This is a genomic window from Streptomyces canus (assembly GCF_041435015.1).
In the GTDB taxonomy this organism is placed as follows: Bacteria; Actinomycetota; Actinomycetes; order Streptomycetales; family Streptomycetaceae; genus Streptomyces; species Streptomyces canus_G.
This window is the reverse complement of sequence record NZ_CP107989.1, coordinates 5,396,824-5,413,402: the sequence shown is the minus strand read 5'-3', so window position 1 is coordinate 5,413,402 and position 16,579 is coordinate 5,396,824. Positions and strand designations below refer to the sequence as shown.

At 69.6% G+C, this 16,579-nt stretch carries 15 protein-coding genes and 1 tRNA gene; 3 read left to right on the top strand and 13 right to left on the bottom strand.

The window, feature by feature from the left end:
• Positions 1–6: 6 nt before the first annotated feature.
• The 9 genes from OG841_RS24700 to OG841_RS24660 form a co-directional block, all read right to left on the bottom strand.
• A complete protein-coding gene (locus OG841_RS24700; protein WP_371566879.1) occupies positions 7–1,578 on the bottom strand; it encodes a hypothetical protein in 1,572 nt (523 codons plus the stop codon).
• Positions 1,579–1,746: 168 nt separating this feature from the next.
• Entirely contained in the window at positions 1,747–1,950 is a 204-nt protein-coding gene (locus OG841_RS24695; RefSeq protein WP_069766207.1) for a cold-shock protein, read from the bottom strand.
• A gap of 255 nt (positions 1,951–2,205) precedes the next feature.
• Positions 2,206–2,514, bottom strand: coding sequence for an SCO5918 family protein (locus tag OG841_RS24690; protein WP_371566878.1), 309 nt, complete (start codon positions 2,512–2,514; stop codon positions 2,206–2,208).
• A gap of 58 nt (positions 2,515–2,572) precedes the next feature.
• Positions 2,573–2,872, bottom strand: a complete 300-nt coding sequence (locus tag OG841_RS24685; RefSeq protein ID WP_371566877.1) for a CBS domain-containing protein — start codon at positions 2,870–2,872, stop codon at positions 2,573–2,575.
• 46 nt (positions 2,873–2,918) lie between these two features.
• Positions 2,919–4,415 carry a DEAD/DEAH box helicase gene (locus OG841_RS24680; RefSeq protein WP_365116173.1) on the bottom strand — a complete coding sequence of 499 codons (1,497 nt, stop codon included), beginning with the start codon at positions 4,413–4,415 and terminating at the stop codon, positions 2,919–2,921.
• Between the two features lie 217 nt (positions 4,416–4,632).
• Entirely contained in the window at positions 4,633–4,836 is a 204-nt protein-coding gene (locus OG841_RS24675) for a cold-shock protein (protein ID WP_371566876.1), read from the bottom strand.
• Between the two features lie 945 nt (positions 4,837–5,781).
• The gene (locus OG841_RS24670; RefSeq protein WP_328639493.1) at positions 5,782–6,633 is read right to left on the bottom strand and encodes a helix-turn-helix domain-containing protein; all 852 of its coding nucleotides are present in this window, start codon (positions 6,631–6,633) and stop codon (positions 5,782–5,784) included.
• A 24-nt stretch (positions 6,634–6,657) separates the two neighbouring features.
• Complete coding sequence (locus OG841_RS24665; protein WP_328639494.1) at positions 6,658–7,185, bottom strand: DUF6879 family protein; 528 nt, start codon at positions 7,183–7,185, stop codon at positions 6,658–6,660.
• Positions 7,157–7,417: a hypothetical protein gene (locus OG841_RS24660; protein WP_328639495.1), complete on the bottom strand. Its 261-nt coding sequence runs from the start codon at positions 7,415–7,417 to the stop codon at positions 7,157–7,159. Before OG841_RS24660 ends, OG841_RS24665 begins: the two co-directional genes overlap by 29 nt.
• Before the next feature lie 224 nt (positions 7,418–7,641).
• On the opposite strand from OG841_RS24660, the gene OG841_RS24655 reads away from it, so the two are divergent.
• The 3 genes from OG841_RS24655 (at position 7,642) to OG841_RS24645 (ending at position 9,316) form a co-directional block, all read left to right on the top strand.
• Entirely contained in the window at positions 7,642–7,839 is a 198-nt protein-coding gene (locus OG841_RS24655) for a hypothetical protein (RefSeq protein ID WP_328639496.1), read from the top strand.
• A 266-nt stretch (positions 7,840–8,105) separates the two neighbouring features.
• The gene (locus tag OG841_RS24650; protein ID WP_328639497.1) at positions 8,106–8,570 is read left to right on the top strand and encodes a glycine-rich domain-containing protein; all 465 of its coding nucleotides are present in this window, start codon (positions 8,106–8,108) and stop codon (positions 8,568–8,570) included.
• A gap of 77 nt (positions 8,571–8,647) precedes the next feature.
• Positions 8,648–9,316 (top strand): class I SAM-dependent methyltransferase, encoded by a 669-nt coding sequence (locus OG841_RS24645; protein ID WP_328639498.1) that lies wholly within the window; start codon positions 8,648–8,650, stop codon positions 9,314–9,316.
• 162 nt (positions 9,317–9,478) lie between these two features.
• Here OG841_RS24645 and OG841_RS24640 read toward each other — a convergent pair.
• From OG841_RS24640 to OG841_RS24625, 4 genes are all read right to left on the bottom strand, one after another.
• Positions 9,479–9,551 (bottom strand) — tRNA-Lys (locus OG841_RS24640).
• 98 nt (positions 9,552–9,649) lie between these two features.
• Positions 9,650–11,185 carry an amino acid permease gene (locus OG841_RS24635; RefSeq protein ID WP_365116255.1) on the bottom strand — a complete coding sequence of 512 codons (1,536 nt, stop codon included), beginning with the start codon at positions 11,183–11,185 and terminating at the stop codon, positions 9,650–9,652.
• Between the two features lie 48 nt (positions 11,186–11,233).
• On the bottom strand, positions 11,234–14,371 hold the full coding sequence (locus OG841_RS24630; protein WP_371566875.1) for an FG-GAP-like repeat-containing protein: 3,138 nt from the start codon (positions 14,369–14,371) through the stop codon (positions 11,234–11,236).
• A complete protein-coding gene (locus OG841_RS24625; protein ID WP_371566874.1) occupies positions 14,371–16,488 on the bottom strand; it encodes an FG-GAP repeat domain-containing protein in 2,118 nt (705 codons plus the stop codon). Before OG841_RS24625 ends, OG841_RS24630 begins: the two co-directional genes overlap by 1 nt.
• Positions 16,489–16,579 lie beyond the last annotated feature (91 nt).

The following is a 16,579-nucleotide window of genomic DNA, read 5'->3' as shown; positions in this document are numbered from 1 at the left end:
CCGGTCTCAGCCGACGGCGTAGGCCCGGTACACCGTCTCCTCCGAACGGTCCCCGGCGGCGTCGGTCACCTCGGAGCGCAGGGCGACCGCACCGGACGCCGGGTTGTGGACGGATGCCTGCCAGGTCGAGCCGGAGTGCGTGACGGTCGCCGCCTTCCAGGTCCTGCCACCGTCGGCGGACGACCAGACCCGCACCGACTTGGCGGTCACCGCGGCGAACCTCACATCCGGCCCCTGGGAACCGCGCCCGGCGCTCACGTCGACCGTGGTGGTGCTGTTCGGCGTGGCCTGGTTACGGCTGTTCAGACCGGTGGGCAGAAAGCGGGTCATGAAGACCGGCGCGACCATCGCCTTGTTCGGGTCGGCCTTGAAGTGCCAGTCGAGGGTGACGCGCGACGACAGCATGCCGGCGGGGAAGGTGATGCCGGGACGGTAGCGATGGGCGTCGACGGTCAGGTCGTACCAGCCGACCGAGCGGATGCCGGCGGAGAACTCGGCGTCGCCGGTACCCCAGTTGGTCAGGGTCTGCTTCTTGACGGTGGTGCTTCCCTTGGACAGGACCACCGTCTCCTTCGTCGGGTCGGCCCCATTGACCCCGACGTCGGGGTCGCCGATCAGGGCGTCCGGGACGAAGGTGACGGACTTCTCCCCGACCGTCGGCAGGTAGTGCATCGGGCTCCATGCGGCCCGACCGAAGGACTCGGTGAAGCTCTGTCCCGCCTTCAGCGTCCTGACCTTCGGGAAACCGCCGCCGACGTCGTCGCCGTTGCTCGCGATGAGGTCGTCGCGCGGCTGCCAGGTCCCCGGGGTCACATGGACGGTGGCACTGTACGGGGCGCTGTCGTCGCGGACCTCGGTCATCAGGTCAGTCGTGCAGTCGTCGGTCCTGGGCATCGCCTGGAGCGCGGTGTCGTTCTGACGGGCCATCTGCGTGCCGCTGCGCACCGAGAAGCGCATCGTGGCCAGGTTCGACCGCTTGAACGACCCGCCGGGCGCGGCCGGGATGCCCGTCGTGTTCTTCACGGCGACGTAGCTGTCGTTGCCCGACCACTGCGCCAGATAGCCGAACTGCAGCAGCCTGGAGGAGTTCGGGATGGCGTAGAGGGATCCCTGGTCGTTCCAGCCGCCCGAACTGAAGGCGGAGGGCATGTTGCTGACGGTGGCGGCACACACCCGCGCGCTGATCCGCGGCGGGCCGGTCACGTCGGCGGGCGTGTCGAGGGACACCTTGACGGCCTTGCCCTTGCGCGCGTCGAGCGTCACCGACGTACTGCCCGACACCTGGACGACCTGCGCGCCGAGGGTGTCGGTGCCCAGCCCCTCCGTGCCGTGCTCCCAGATGTCGGTCATCGCGAGGTAGCGCCCCGCCGGCAGGCTGATCCGCTTGCCCGACGCGACGCTGTACGTCCGTCCCGACGGCACGGCCACCACGGTGACCGTCGTCGGGACCTTGGCGCCGTGCCGCCCCAGCGTGGTGACGGCCAGTGAGCCCGACGCCGCCTGCGCGGAGACGGCGGAAGCGACCAGCGGCACCAGCGCGGCCACCCCGACGAAAGCGAGCGATCTTCGTCGCACCATCTTCAACTCCCCCTCCGGACCCCCAAGGCGGGCCAAGCCTAGGCACGCCACGGACATGGCAGGTCAAAGCGAGGAGATACGTCTGATCAAGCTGTGGCCAAGAAACATCACTGAAAACGTCGGGGCCGCGCGGCGTGCGCCGCGCGGCCCCGAACGTCACGAGAAAGGTCAGGCAGTGGTGATGTTCTCCGCCTGCGGGCCCTTCTGGCCCTGGACGACGTCGAACGTCACGGTCTGGCCCTCCTGGAGCTCACGGAAGCCCGAGGAGTTGATCGCGGAGTAGTGCGCGAAGACGTCCGGACCGCCGCCGTCCTGGGCGATGAAGCCGAAACCCTTCTCCGCGTTGAACCACTTCACAGTTCCCGTAGCCATAGTCATGCCTTCCAGTCGATGAACGCCCTCCCCCTGTGGGGAAGACGGAGGTGATCGCCCTGGTCCCTGCGGCACAGCACAGCAAAGCGCCCACACCTAGGGCGTGGGCAAGGGGAACTCCGAACCACGACAGCTGGCACAGACGCTACCGGTCCGCACCCGCCGCCACCATAGGAAACTCCCGCGTCGTTTCCGGCCATACGCGTGAGGAGGGGCCCCGAGGCCCTGTCCCGTCGGCCAGACGGACAAGGGGGTTCAGACGGACAAGGGGGTGCCGAGCATCGCGGAAGCCCGCTGCAACGGGCTCATGCCGTGCGCCGGTGCGGCCTCGGGCACGGCGCGGCAGGTGAAGCCGAGCTGGACCATGGCCCGAAGGACTTCACCGGCACTGAAATCGCGGCGGTCCTGACGGGTGATCACCTGGCCGACCTGCTTGAGGGGATAGTGGCGACGTCCGATGATCACGGACTCGCCGGTGACCGGTTCGGGTTTCACACCCTTCATCGATTCCAGCACGCCGCTCTTGGTCAGGTCGAACGGGAAGCGGGCGATGACACAGCGCATGATGCCTCACAGGGAGAAGGGGGACGAGGAGACGGAGCCGCGACGGCAGTGGAGCGGTTCAGCGGAACAGCGCGAGGAGCCCGTTGCCGTCGGTGACGTCACGCAGGCGGATGCGGTCCGTGTATCCGAGGCTGTCGCGCACGGCGGTGAGCTGGGCCCGGGTGACCAGGCCGACGCGCTGGCCGTCCTCGTCACAGACGACCAGCCGGCCCGTACGGGCGGCGGCCATCACGGACAGCGCCACCTCAACCGTCATGTCCCCCCAGACCCGTGGCGGGGCCACGTCCCTGGTGTCGGCCGGCGTGCCGTGCCCCGGGTGGGCGCTCACGGGGCGGGTCTGCGTCTGGACCAGCGTCAAAGGGTTCCTCCTGCGGAGATGGGCCGGCTTCCTGATCACGAAGGTGCTAGGCCGCCGCACCGACGGCGGACTGCCGTGCGGGCACGCGGCGGGCCGCCGAGGCGGGGCGGCGTCGACCGCGTGAGGTGGCGCCGCGCTTCTTGGGGCGTTCGACCACCGGTGCGGTGATGACGACCGGGATGCCGGACGGGGCCTGGGCGCCGGTGATGCGGTGCAGGGCCTCGTCACCGACGCGGACCTGGGTGGTCAGCGGGACGATGCCGGCCGCCGCCATGAGGCGGGTCATGTCGCGGCGCTGGTTCGGGGTGACCAGGGTGACGACGCTGCCGGACTCGCCGGCGCGGGCCGTACGGCCGCCGCGGTGCAGGTAGTCCTTGTGGTCGGTCGGCGGATCGACGTTGACGACGAGGTCGAGGTTGTCGACGTGGATGCCGCGCGCCGCGACGTTGGTCGCCACCAGCACGTTGACGTGCCCGGACTTGAACTGCGTCAGCGTGCGGGTGCGCTGCGGCTGGGACTTGCCGCCGTGCAGGGCCGCGGCCCGTACCCCGCTGTTCAGGAGGTGCTCGGTGAGGCGGTCGACGGCGTGCTTGGTGTCGAGGAACATGATCACGCGGCCCTCGCGGGCGGCGATCTCGGTGGTGGCCGTGTGCTTGTCGGCGCCGTGGACATGCAGCACGTGGTGCTCCATCGTCGTGACCGCGCCCGCAGAGGGGTCGACGGAGTGGACGACGGGGTCGCTGAGGTAGCGGCGCACGAGCAGGTCGACGTTGCGGTCGAGGGTGGCGGAGAACAGCATGCGCTGGCCCTCGGGGCGTACCTGGTCGAGCAGGGCGGTGACCTGCGGCATGAAGCCCATGTCGGCCATCTGGTCGGCCTCGTCCAGGACGGTGATGGAGACCTGGTTCAGCCGGCAGTCACCCCGGTCGATGAGGTCCTTGAGGCGTCCCGGGGTGGCGACGACGACCTCGGCGCCCCCGCGCAGGGCGCTCGCCTGCCGGCCGATCGACATCCCGCCCACGACCGTGGCGAGCCGCAGCTTCAGGGAGCGGGCGTACGGGGTGAGTGCGTCGGTGACCTGCTGCGCCAGCTCACGCGTCGGGACGAGGACCAGCCCCAGCGGCTGCCTGGGCTCGGCGCGCCGACCTGCCGTACGGGCCAGCAGCGCCAGCCCGAAGGCGAGGGTCTTGCCGGAGCCGGTGCGGCCGCGGCCGAGGACGTCCCGGCCGGCCAGGGAGTTCGGCAGCGTCGCCGCCTGGATCGGGAACGGTACGGTCACGCCCTCCGAGCCGAGCGCGGCCAGCAGTTCCCCGGGCATGTCGAGCTCGGCGAAGCCCGCCACGGCGGGAAGCGCGGGGGTGACGGACCGGGGAAGGGCGAACTCCCCCTGTACCGCGGCGGGTCGGCGGCCCTGACCACCGGAACGGCTCGGCCCGCCGGACCGGCGCGGGGCCGGCGAACCGAACCGCCCGCCACCCCTTCCGGAGTCGGCACTGCCGTTACGGGTGCGGGCGAAGCGGTCGTTCGTGCGTGTGCGGTTCATGCGGAACCTTCCTCGATGCGGCACATATCAAGGAATTCCCGCAGCGATGAGCGGCACGGTGAATTGCAAGAAAAGGCCGGTGGAACGCGACAGCGAATCTCGCCGACGACGAATTTGTACGGGCACGGGAAAAACACTGCGGGAAACGCCGGAAATGCGAGCAGCTGGGGCCCGCACCCCGAAGGATGCGGGCCCCAGCTGCAAGTGCGTGTGCGCGTCAGGCGGGAACGATGTTCTCGGCCGTCGGGCCCTTCTGGCCCTGCGCAATGTCGAAGGTCACCTTCTGACCTTCCTGCAGCTCGCGGAAGCCTTGGGCGACGATGTTCGAGTAGTGGGCGAACACGTCAGCGCCGCCACCGTCCTGCTCGATGAAGCCGAAGCCCTTTTCCGCGTTGAACCATTTCACAGTACCGGCAGCCATGTCATATCTCCTTTGGGGAATCGCGGTGATTAACCCGTCGGAAAATGAACCTTCCGGCAACCACACCTGCAACTGAGATCGACAGTAGCACGCCGCAACGGCCCGTGTGCGGTAAGAAGTCCCACGCTGCTTTTTACGTCAGAGAACCTGTCCGCGCGTTCGGTTGAAATCTCACCTCACGGGCACAGCTATTGAATAATTCGGAGCGCAGACGCTCAGCCGCCCGACGGCGGACCCGCTCCCGCACAGGCCCGGGAACGACGCAGCGGGCTGGAGGCCCACCCCTCGGCCCACCACCGGTAGGCCCTGTGGGACTCGAACCCACAACCAATGGATAAAAGTCCTGGCTCACACAGAGCACCCGGCATGAACTGCGCGGAACACCCCAGACGGGCCACGCTTGCGGATCCATCCAAGATCACAAAAAGTAGGCTCGACCCTACAGACACAGGCCTGTTCGACGGTCAGCCTGGGTGCATCGGCTCAGCCTCGTTCCCGTGACGCGGATCTTCAAGATCAGCAAATGCATCAACTCTGATGCTGACCCGAACCCTCATGGCGGCGAGTCTTGTACGCGGCGCCTCAAAGAGGCCCTCGTTGGGTTTAGCCGCGTGCGCGTCTGATCGCATAGGTGAAGCCGAGGGTGATCACGAAATGTACCTCGCGTGGTACAGACTTCGCGGTGCGAGACGGAGAGGCTGGTGTCCGAGGTGGGGAGCAGTCGATGAGCGGGCTCGCGGTGGAATTCGAAGTCGTGACTGCCATTTGTGCACCGTCTCATGACCCCTACGCGAAGGTGTGCCGCCAGGACGGCGCCCCCGACCCGGAGCCGGGCAACGGCAACGGTGGTCCATGGGCCTCGACCCGAGCCGTCGCCAGTAGCCATGACGACCGCGGCCCCGCTCTCCTTCGGGAGGGCGGGGGGGCGCTTTCGTGCTTCCAGGCTCAGTGCAGGGCTTCGATGGCGCGAAGGATCAGGGCGCGGGCGTCGGCGCCGTACACGGCCATGGCCCGCAGTCGGTCGAACGTCTCCAAGTACTGGGTGACTTCGCCGGGCTGGGTCACGCTCACCTCGGCGGACACGAGCTCGACGGACACAAACCTGTCGTCGTAGATGTGGAAGGTCTCCTCCGGCCAGTGCGTGCGCCGGATCGTCATGGGGATGATGCCGAGGGACACTGCGGGCAGTGCGCCGGCGGTGAGCAGGTAGCCGAGTTGGGCGGCCATCGCGTCCGCGTCGGCGATCTGGCAGTACAGCACCGGCTCTTCGATGACCACGACGAAGCGGTGGCCCTGCTCGTGGACAATGCGGGAGCGCTCGACGCGGGCTCGCGCGGCCTGCGCGCTGTCGTCGACGTCCAGGCCGTGGACGCTCGCGGCGATCCCGAGGACGGCCAGCGCGTACCCCTCGGTCTGGAGAAGGCCGGGGACGAGGCCGGCCGAGTACATGCGGTGGGACTCCGTCGCGCGGAAGACCTGCACTCGGCTCTCCTGGAGGTGCCGCAGTCCGGAACGGACCTGGTCGCGCCACTCCCGGTACATCGACTCGGCGTTGATGGACTGGACGACGAGGTCCTGCGCCTGGTCGTGGGCGTGGGTGGCGGCGCACCATCGGCGGATGTCGGTTGCCGACGGGCCGGTGAGGGCGTTCTCGATGCGGGAGGTCTTCGAGTAGTGCCAGCCACACGCGGCAGCCAGCTGCACGACCGTCAGGCCGGCTTCCTTGCGGAGGTCGCGCAGCCGGTGGGCGACGGTTTCACGTGCGGCCTGGGCAGAGGAGGACGGCGAGGCAGGCATGGGCTGGCGACCGATGCTTTCTTGTCAGCGGATGTCGTACTGGTCGTGGGGGATCGCGCGGTCCCAGACGGCAGCGAACGCCTCCGAACACAGCTTGGCAGCGGCGGGGTCGTCGGACGTCTCGTGGCCGACCATGGCGCCGTTGCCGGAGAAGTACCCCCAGCGGATCACCTGGTCGTCGAAGAGCCAGAAGTCGTTGCCCGGGAGGGCGAGGTCGGAGGCACGGCGGCGGGGCAGCCAGCGGACGTCCTCGCCCGCCAGCAGGTTCACGACGGTGGAGGCGAGCTCGTAGCGGATGTAGTCGGAGACGGGCTCGGACACGATGCGGGCGCGCCGCACGGCGACGCCGCGGCTGCGGGCCTGGGAGACGAGGCTGACCCAGGGTGCCCAGTCAGGCGAGGCGGGGTCGGTGTCGAGTCGGCCGGTCTCCAGCCAGGCCCGGAAGTCGGCGGCCTCTTCGGCGACTCCGTAGTGGTCCCGCATCTCGAGATGCACGGCAGAGCGCGTGCAGTCGGCCATGAGCTCAGCGATCGTCGGCTCGCTCGACGGCATCGCACGCCTCCCTGATCATCTGCACCATCCTGGCGGGGATCCGGATCACGGCCTCGTCGTCCGGGATTCCGACGGCATGCCCCGGTACCTCGAACGCCGCGCACTCTGCTTCGAGCTCGGGGCCCGGCTTCCATCCCTGGAGGACGAGTTCCTGCTTCTCCTGGTCGACCCACACGGTGGGGGAGTCTGCTGTCTTCGTGTCGGGGTCGATCCCGATGAACCGTAGCGGCACGTCTGTCTCCATCCACGTGATGTGCAGTTCTTTGCCCCACCGTCACGCAGGTGGGGGTGCTGGTCAAGGGCACGAACGCGTCAACCACCGCAGCAAAGGCCCCGCTTGCAAACATCTGCACATAGCTGGCCGTGGTGCACACCCCACTCCTAGCGTCCGGAGATACGTAAGAACCCGGCAGCCGCGCGAACGGCCCCGGGGGTGGCCGACTGGTTGGAGTCGACATGGCCGAGCCTACGCAGACAGCGGGTATCACGAACACCCCCACCGGCTACGGCTGGTGCGCATGGCACCAGGGCCACGCCCAGGGCATCCGGCTGATCCAGGTGCGTGAGCAGGGATCCGGTTCCGGAGGGAACTGCTTCGCCTGCCGGCCGTGCCGCGAGGCCTACGACCTGACGCCGCTCGCCGACCGGCCGTGAGCTGGAAACCCGAGCCGCCGCCCGCTACGGGCCTGTCCTACGAGCAGTACTCCGGGCGGGCCTGCTGCTGGTGCGGCAAAGCCCTGTGGCGCGGCGCCGTGAGCACGGGCGTATCGCGCGGCCGACAAGGCGCGCACGTCCTCGACATCGAGGTCTACGCCTGCCCCGAATGCGCCGTCGTCCCCACCATCTCCCGTCCGTCCCCCACGGCGGGCGGGGCAAGGCCCTCAGCCCCGAGGGCAACCGTCCACACCAGGAGGAAACACGTGACCATTACGTTGGAACGTCCCGTGGGCACCACCGACCCGACCACCATCGTTGACCCCGAGGTGATGAACCGGCTCGTCCGCCGCGTCACCACCGACCACCCGGAGATCACCGACGAGACCGCGCGCCGCATCGTCGGCCAGGCCGCCGCGTTCATCGCCACCTCCGGCCAGCAGCCCGGCCACTCCCTCGTACCGAGCGAGCTGGTCGACTACGGCTGGCACGCCTTCATCCTGCACACCGCCGACTACGCCGCCTTCTGCCAGAAGACCGTCGGCCGGTTCGTCCACCACGTCCCCACCGAGGAGGACGAGCAGATGCCGGGCGGCGCGGCGGCAGCGCGCGAGCGGACCGTGAGCGCGATCCAGGCCGCCGGGTACACGGTCGACGCCGAACTCTGGCAGTCCACCGCTGACTGCAACCAGTGCCACGCGGGATGCCACGACAGCCCGAAGAGCGGCTGACACACCGGCACAAGATGTAGGACACTCCAGCCGTCCGGTCTCGTACCGGGCGGCTGGCCCTAGGAGCGGAGCAGGCAGTGACAGACACGGCGGTCGCCTGGGACACCTACGCACGACAGAGGCCCGAGCGCCGGCGAACGAACGCCCGCGGCGAGACGACCTGGTTCAACTGGACCCAGTACGAAGACCACGGCCCTGGCGCCGAACTCCTCGAGCTTCCAGGCGGCGGCCGGGTCTTGGATCTCGGCTGCGGCAAGGGCGGCAACGCCGCCCACCTGGCCGCCCTCGGCATGCGGGCCGTCGGTGTCGACGTCTCGCCCAGGCAGCTGGCCGCGGCGCGCGAGCGGTGGGGGCGGATGTCGGGACTGGAGCTGCTCCGCGCGGAGGCGGTTCGCTTCCTGCAGGAGGACCTGGACGGCTTCGATGCTGTGTATTCGGTGTACGGCGTCGCCTGGTTCACCGACCCGGCGCTACTGCTGCCCGCCATCCGTGAGCGGCTGCGCCCGGGTGGCCGGTTCGTCTTCTCCCAGCGGCCCCCGGTCGAGGGCTGCTATGGCTGCCAGGCGTCGTACATTCCGCGCGGCTCCGACGAGGACCCGCTCGTCGTGAAGCGCTGGGACTACGAGCCGGAGGTGTGGGAGCAGCTGCTCGACCGGTACGGCTACACGGACGTGCGCACGCAGGTGCTGGCCGCGCCGCCCGGCCCGCGCACGGTGGGCACACTCATCGTCCAGGCCGGCACCTGACAGCTGCAGTGGCCCCGGTCGGCCGATTCTGTCGCCGACCGGGGCCGCTCCACGTCTTGATCGTCTGCATTTCGGGCGAGCACAGGGCGAGCCAACGATCAGCGAGCTCCCCAAAATGCTGCGAGCCCCAGCTCAGAAGTGGCCTGAACTGGGGCTTCGGGGTAGGCCCTGTGGGACTCGAACCCACAACCAATGGATTAAAAGTCCACTGCTCTGCCAATTGAGCTAAGGGCCCAGGCGATGTTGCCTCCCCGAGCATAGCGGGACGTGGCCGTGTCTCCGATCGGGTATCGGGGACACGGCCGCGTCGGGGCGGCGGAACGGGGTGGAAGGTCAGGGATCGACCGGTTCGGGGGCGTTCACGCGGGCCGCCTCGCGGGCCCTGGTGCGTTCGTGATCGGGGTTCAGGAACCAGTGGCGGGCCGAGGCCACCCACCAGGTCCAGGCGAAGCCGAGGACGACCAGGACGGCGACCGGAGCGTAGTTGAAGGTCTCCCAGGTGACCGGGGAGACCTGCGGAAGCATGAACAGCACCGTGATGACCGCGACCCACGCCACCGAGACCACGCCGATCGCACGCGACCAGCGGCCCAGGTGCCACGGTCCGCGGGCGAAGGCGTCACCCTTGCGCAGCCGCAGCAACGTCGGGATGACGTAGGCGATGTACAGCCCGATCACCGCGACGGACGTCACCGCCGCATAGGCCGTGTAGTTGATCAGGTACGGCAGACCGAGCAGCAGTGCCCCCGCCGCGGCCAGCCACACGGCCGCCACCGGGGTCCGGGTGCGGGGGCTCACCGTGTGCCACACGTGCGAGAACGGCAGCGCGCCGTCACGCGAGAAGGCGTAGATCATGCGGCTGTTGGCGGTCACCGAGGCCATTCCGCAGAACAACTGGGCGCCGATGACGACCAGCAGCAGGAGTTTGCCGGCCGTGGCGCCGAGCGCGTCGAGGAGGATCTGGGCCGGCGGCGCGCCCGTCGGTGAGTTGAGCGCGCCGTCGTACGACTGGATCGCGAACGTGAAGCCCAGCAACAGGACGAAGCCGGCTATCCACGACGTCCAGATCGACTGGACGATGCCCTTCGGTCCGGCCGTCGACGCGTCGTGGGTCTCCTCGGTCATGTGGGCGGAGGCGTCGTAGCCGGTGAAGGTGTACTGGGCCATCAGGAGGCCGAGCAGGACCACGTAGAAGCCGCTGCCCCAGCCCGTGTTGTTCACGAACTCGCCGAAGACGAAGGACGCCGACTGGTGGTGGTCCGGGGCGAAGGTGAGGGCTCCGACGATCACCGCCACGCCGACCACGTGCCACCACACGCTCACGCTGTTCAGCAGGGCCACGATCCGTACGCCGAACGTGTTCAGCAGGCCGTGCAGGATCAGGATCGCGGCGAACAGCAGCACGGTCCGGCCGGGCGTCACCTCGAAGTCGAACTGCAGGTTCAGATAGGCCCCGAGGAAGGACGCGGCGCCGAAGTCGATGCCCGCCGTCACCGCCACCTGGCCGAGCACGTTGAACCAGCCCGTGAACCACGCCCAGGCGGCCGCGGTCCGGGGCGGGGCCAGGCGGTGGGCCCAGAAGTACAGGCCCGCGGACGTCGGGTACGCCGAACAGATCTCGGCCATCGACAGGCCGACGAACAGGGTCATCAGGCCTACGGCGACCCAGCCCCAGGTGATCACGGCCGGACCGCCCGTGTTCATGCCGAAGAGATAGAGGGTCAGGCAGCCCGACAGGACCGAGATGATCGTGAAGGAGACCGCGTAGTTGGAGAACGCCGACATGCGGCGGGCCAGGACCTGCGTGTAGCCGAGCTGGGCAAGCCGTTCTTCGTCAGAGAGCCCACTCGCTATGCCGTCATCTGTCATGCCCCCAGCGATTCCCTCACCGGGGGCGTGACATGCATCACAACTTGGCTAGAAAAGGCCCTTGTAGCCCTGCCAGCCGCTCGCGATCTTCACCCGGGCCCCGAACGACCCCTTGCCGTTGCCGTCGTTGCGGTACAGATTGCCGCCGGTGTCCCGGGAGACCAGGTCGTTCTTCCCGTCCCCGGTGACGTCCCCGACCCCGACCACGGCGTTGTACGACCCGCCCCAGTTCGCGAACAGCTTGGTCCGCGCCGAGAACGTTCCCTCGCCCCTGCCGTAGTACCGGTACACCGTGTTGGCCGTGTCCTGCGCCAACAGGTCACCGATGCCGTCGCCGTTGAGGTCCCCGGCGCCCACGACCTTCTTGTACGTCTTCCAGTTGTCGTAGAGCTTCACCCGCGCGGAGAGCTTTCCCGAGCCGGTGCCCTTGTACAGGTACACCGCCCCAGTGGAGGCGTTCCGCGCGATCAGGTCCGGGCGGCCGTCCTTGGTGACGTCACCGGCCGAGGTCAGCACGTCGTACTGGTTCCAGCCGCTGGTCCCGAGCGAGGTGTACGACGTCGACGGCTTCACCGCGGCCCCGCAGCCGGGCTTGTACAGGCGCAGGGCGCCACTGCCCGACCGTACGAGCACGTCGTTGCAGCGGTCGCCGCTCAGGTCACCGAACGGCACCGCCGTGACCGACGTGGGCCAGCCGCTCGCGCTCACCTTCCCCGAGAACGTCCCCTTGCCCGTGCCCTTCTGGAAGGCCAGGGCGCCGGAGGAGTCGAGGGTGAGCAGGTCACCGACGCCGTCGTCGCCGACGTGGTCGTGGCGGACGGCCGCGCCGCCCGAGAGGGCCGCTCTGCCGGTCGCGGTCAGGGGCGCGCCCCGGCCGTCGGCGGGCTGGACGGTGAGCGTCCAGGTGTACGTCCCGTTGGGCGCGTACGCGCCCGTGGTGGTCCTGCCGTCCCAGGCGGCGGTGACGGAGCTGCGGGACTCGCCTGCGCCGAGCGTGCGGACCACCGTGCCGTCTGCCGCCTTCAACGTCAGCTTCCACGAAGCGGCGGGCTTGGACAGCTGCCAGGACGCCTTCCAGGTGTCCGCCGCCTTGAACGCGGTCGGCGTGACGGCCTGGGTCGCGGTCAGCGGTGAGGCGGCAACGCCGCTCGGCACGACGTGGACGAGGTTCTCCTTGTCCACGTAGGCGATGCCGCCGCCGAAGCGGTCCACGGCCCAGGTACGGCGGCGGGTCTCGCTGCCGTCGGTCGACATCGGGATGCCGAGGTCACGCGTGACGGCGGTACCGCCACTCTGGAACTCGGTCAGGCGCAGGCCCGAGCCGGTGTAGCGCTGGTTGACGAAGTAGCCGTCGCCGAGCAGGCCGCCCCGGCCGGCGGGCAGCGCGATCTTCTCGCCGGTGTTCACGTTGACCACGCCGTGCTGCCGGAACTGCTCACAGGTCCAGTAGAGCCACGGCCCGGCGCTCTGGAGTTCGACCGGTACACAGGGCGCGCCCGTGTCGAGGGTGCCGGTGTCCTTGCCGGTGGCGAGGTCCTTGCGGGCGACCGTGCCCGCCGTGGCCGTGGCCGCGTAGAGCGTGCCGCCCCACACGGTCGCGCCGGTCTCCGGCCGCTGGTCGATGACCGAGCCGGTGTCGAGGTCGACGACGATCGTCACCCCGTCCGTCACCGGGTCCCCGGGGACCGTCGGCCGGCCGCTCTGGTAGACGGCGTAGCGGCCCGTGGCCTCGGTGAGCCGGCCGTCGAAGTTCCCGGTCAGCGCCCGGTCCGCCCGGTCGGGTCCGCGGCGGCCGACGATCTCGACCTGCGGGTTGTTCTGGTAGTTGCGGACCTGGTAGACCGTGCGCCCGTCACCGCTGTTGAGGAGCTGGGTGCAGGCCATCTGCCCGCAGACCGTGTAGTCGTACGACCGGCCGCTCTCCCGTCCCACCCACACCGGGCCGGACGCGGAGGTGGGCGCCTGGGCGGGGCTGAGGGTGCGGTGGTAGAACCCGGCGCCCTGCGGCCCCTCCTTCTCCACGGTGGACAGGGTCCCCGCGCTCAGCGCGACCGCGTCCACGCCCGCCGCGACCGGGTCCAGCCGCCGCACTTTCTCCAGCCGCGGCAGGCCGTCCGCGCCGACGGTGACCTTCTGGACGTACCAGTCCGCCGACGAGGTCCCGCCGATCACCGCGACACCGCCACCCGCGATCTGCACGGCCTCCTTGTCGGCCTTCTCCAGCAGGGTCCGGCGCTGCCCGTCGAACGAGAGCGCGACCAGGCTCCGCTTGAGTGCCGCGTCGAGGCCGTCGGCCTGGGTGAAGGCCAGCAACTGGCCGTCGAGCAGCCCGATCTTCGAGATGTCCAGGTCGGAGGGGACCGGGAAGGTCCGCTCGGGAGCGTCCAGGTCGGTGCGGGAACGCAGGTGCGCCACGCGGTCGGAGTCGATCCAGAGCAGGTCGTCCCCGGCGAGTGCCACATACGGGGCCCAGCCGGTGTTCGCGGCGAGCGTGCGCAGCCGACCGGTTGTCAGGTCGATCAGACCGAGCCGGTCGTAGCGGCCGTTCTCCGCGTCGGCGGCCGAGGTGGCGAAGCGTACGACGGCCTCCCGCGCGTCGCCCGCGACCAGCCTCACCTGTTTGAGGTCCGTGCCCTCGGGCCAGTCGGTGACGGTGACCTTGGCGTCGACGACCGGGTTGTCGGCGGGCAACAGGTACCAGCTGTCCACCGTCTGGAGGTCGTTGTCCGTGTAGTCCTCGACCACGACCGTGGAGCCGAGCAGGCCCTGGAAGAGGTCGCCCGAACCATAGGGCACGGTGAACCGGTGCGTGGTGCCGTCCGCCATGTTCTGGATGTCGATCGAGCCCAGGTAGTGGTGGGCCACGTAGTCCGACTCGGCCCCGAACTCGGCGAAACCGGCGTCCTCGTCGTTGCCGTAGCCGAGCGGGGTCGTGGTCTGGCCGGTGTCGAACCGGGTCCACTGGAACTCCTGCCCGAAGCTGGGATCGGCGTCCTCGGGCGAATGCACGAACCCGGTCGCGCCGAAGGAGCCCAGCGAGTCCTCACGGGGCACGGCACGCCAGTTGGGCGTGATGTCGAGCTGTCCCGGGGTGTCCGCCTCGGCCGGTGCGGCGAGGGCCGGGGCGAGCCCGAGACCCAGCGCCAGGATGCCGACCGCGGCCCCCGTTCTGATCAGGTGCCGCATCAGAAGATCCCCTTGTAGGTCTGCCAGCCGGTGGCGATCTTCGTGCGGGCCCCGAACGACCCCTTGCCGTCGCCGTTGTTGCGGTACAGGTTGCCGCCGGTGTCCCGGGAGACCAGGTCGTTCTTCCCGTCCCCGGTGATGTCTCCGACGCCGACGACCACGTTGTAGGAGGTCCCCCAGTTGGAGAAGACCTTCACCCGCTCCTTGACCTGGCCGGTGCCGGTGCCGTCGTAACGCCACAGCGTCCCGGCCTTGTCCTGCACCAGGACGTCCCCGAAGCCGTCACCGTTGAGGTCACCGGCGCCGACGATCTTCTTGTACGTCGCCCAGCTGCGGATCTTCACACCAGGCTTGAGCTTGCTCGCCCCGTCGTTGGCGAACAGGTAGACGTCACCGGTGGATGCCTTGCGGGCCAGCAGATCGGTACGGCCGTCGCCGGTCAGGTCGCCGGGGGCGGTGAGGACGTTGTAGGCGTTCCAGCCGGTGCCGAGGGAGGTGTGGCTGCTCGCCGGGGCGTACGACGACTCCCCGCACTTGCCCGCGTAGCGGCGCAGCTCGCCGTTGGGCACCCGGACCAGCATCTCGGCGCAGCGGTCCTTGCCCATGTCGCCGAAGGGGAAGGCGACCGTCCCGGCGGGCCAGCCGGACGCGCTCTGCTTCCAGTCGAACTTGCCTGTGCCGTTGGTGTACTGGAGGCTCAGGGTGCCCGAGGAGTTGAGGGTGGCCAACTCGCCGTAGGCGTAGCCGCCCTGGTCGTGGTGGCCCTGGCGGCCGCCGGTGAGCGTGAGCTTGCCGCTCGTGGTGTAGGTGCCCGCGCCGTCGGCGGCGGTGGCGGTCAGGGTCCAGGTCTTCGGGCCGTTGTACGCGTACGCGCCCGACGTCGTCCTCCCGTCCCAGGAGACGGTGATCGCCGTGCCGCTGCCCTTGAGGGTGCGGTCGGTGCGGCCCTGGGCGTCCTTCACCGTGAAGGTCCAGCCGGCCGGCTTGTTCAGCTGAAAGGTGCTGTTCCACTCCATGTTGCCGCTGTTGCGTCCGGCGGCGTCGAAGAGGTTGTCGTCCAGATCCGACTCGATCTTCCCGAGCGACTGGGTGGGCACCCCGCTCGGCACGATCCGGATCGCGTGGTCCGCGCCGACGTAGGCGACGCCCCCGCCGAGCTTGTCCACCGACCAGGTCAGCCGCCGCTGGTCGGCGGTGTTCCCGGCCGGCAGGTCGGCGATCGCGCGCGCGGCGGCGGCCGTACCGGAGTGATAGTCCGTCAGCATCAGCTTGCCGGCGCTCAGGTCGTGCTGGACGAGGTAGCCGTCACCGACGAGCGCGGGGCCCGAGGGCACCTTGATGTTCTTCTTCGCCGTACGGTCGTACACTCCCGCGGAGCCCGTCGGACCGCAGTTCCAGTAGATCCAGCGGCCGATGACCTGGAGCTCCTTGACGGTGCAGGGGGCTCCGGTGGAGACGGTCGCGACCGTCTTCTTGCCCTCCAGGTCGTACTGCGTGACGACGCCGTTGCCGGAACCCGGCGTCCACAGCGCCGAGCCCCATACGGAGGCGGCGGTGACGGAACGGGTCAGGCGGTCGTCCTCGGCGCGGTACCGGTTCACGGCGTCGACGTACTGCTTGCCGGTGGAGGCGGCGTTGTAGACGTAGTAGCGGCCGGTGGTGTCCACGAACCGGCCGCCGGTGACGTCCGGTTCGTCCGAGCGGTAGGAGTCCGGCTCCACCCAGATCTGGGCGCGCTCCCTGCCGTACTCGTCGACCCGGAAGTAGCCGACGCTCTGAGTACCGAGCGACCGCAGCGGCACGCACTCGCCCGCGTCGCAGGGCACCCGCTGCAGGTGGGTGCCGTCGGCGTAGGTGCCGGCGAATCCGCGGGTGGCCTGCTCCAGCACGCCGGCGCCGTCGGGCGAGAGCTGCCGGCCGACCACGTACTGCTCGCCGTCGGGCCGGTGTTCGACGCTGGTCAGATAGCCGCCCGCGTAGTCGATGCCCCAGACGCCGTCCGTGGCGATCGGCGTCGGGGTGGTGTCCGCGGCCGCCGGGACCGCGGACGTCAGGGTGCCGGCGCTCAGAGCGGCCAGCGAGGCAAGAGTGAGTGCGATCCGGGCATGCCGGGTCAAGGGTCCCTCCCCAGGGAAGTCAGAAAAGGCGCGTCGGCAGGCCTCGTCGTCTTCCCCCTCGGCCACACTCCGCCACGCAATCCAACGGATG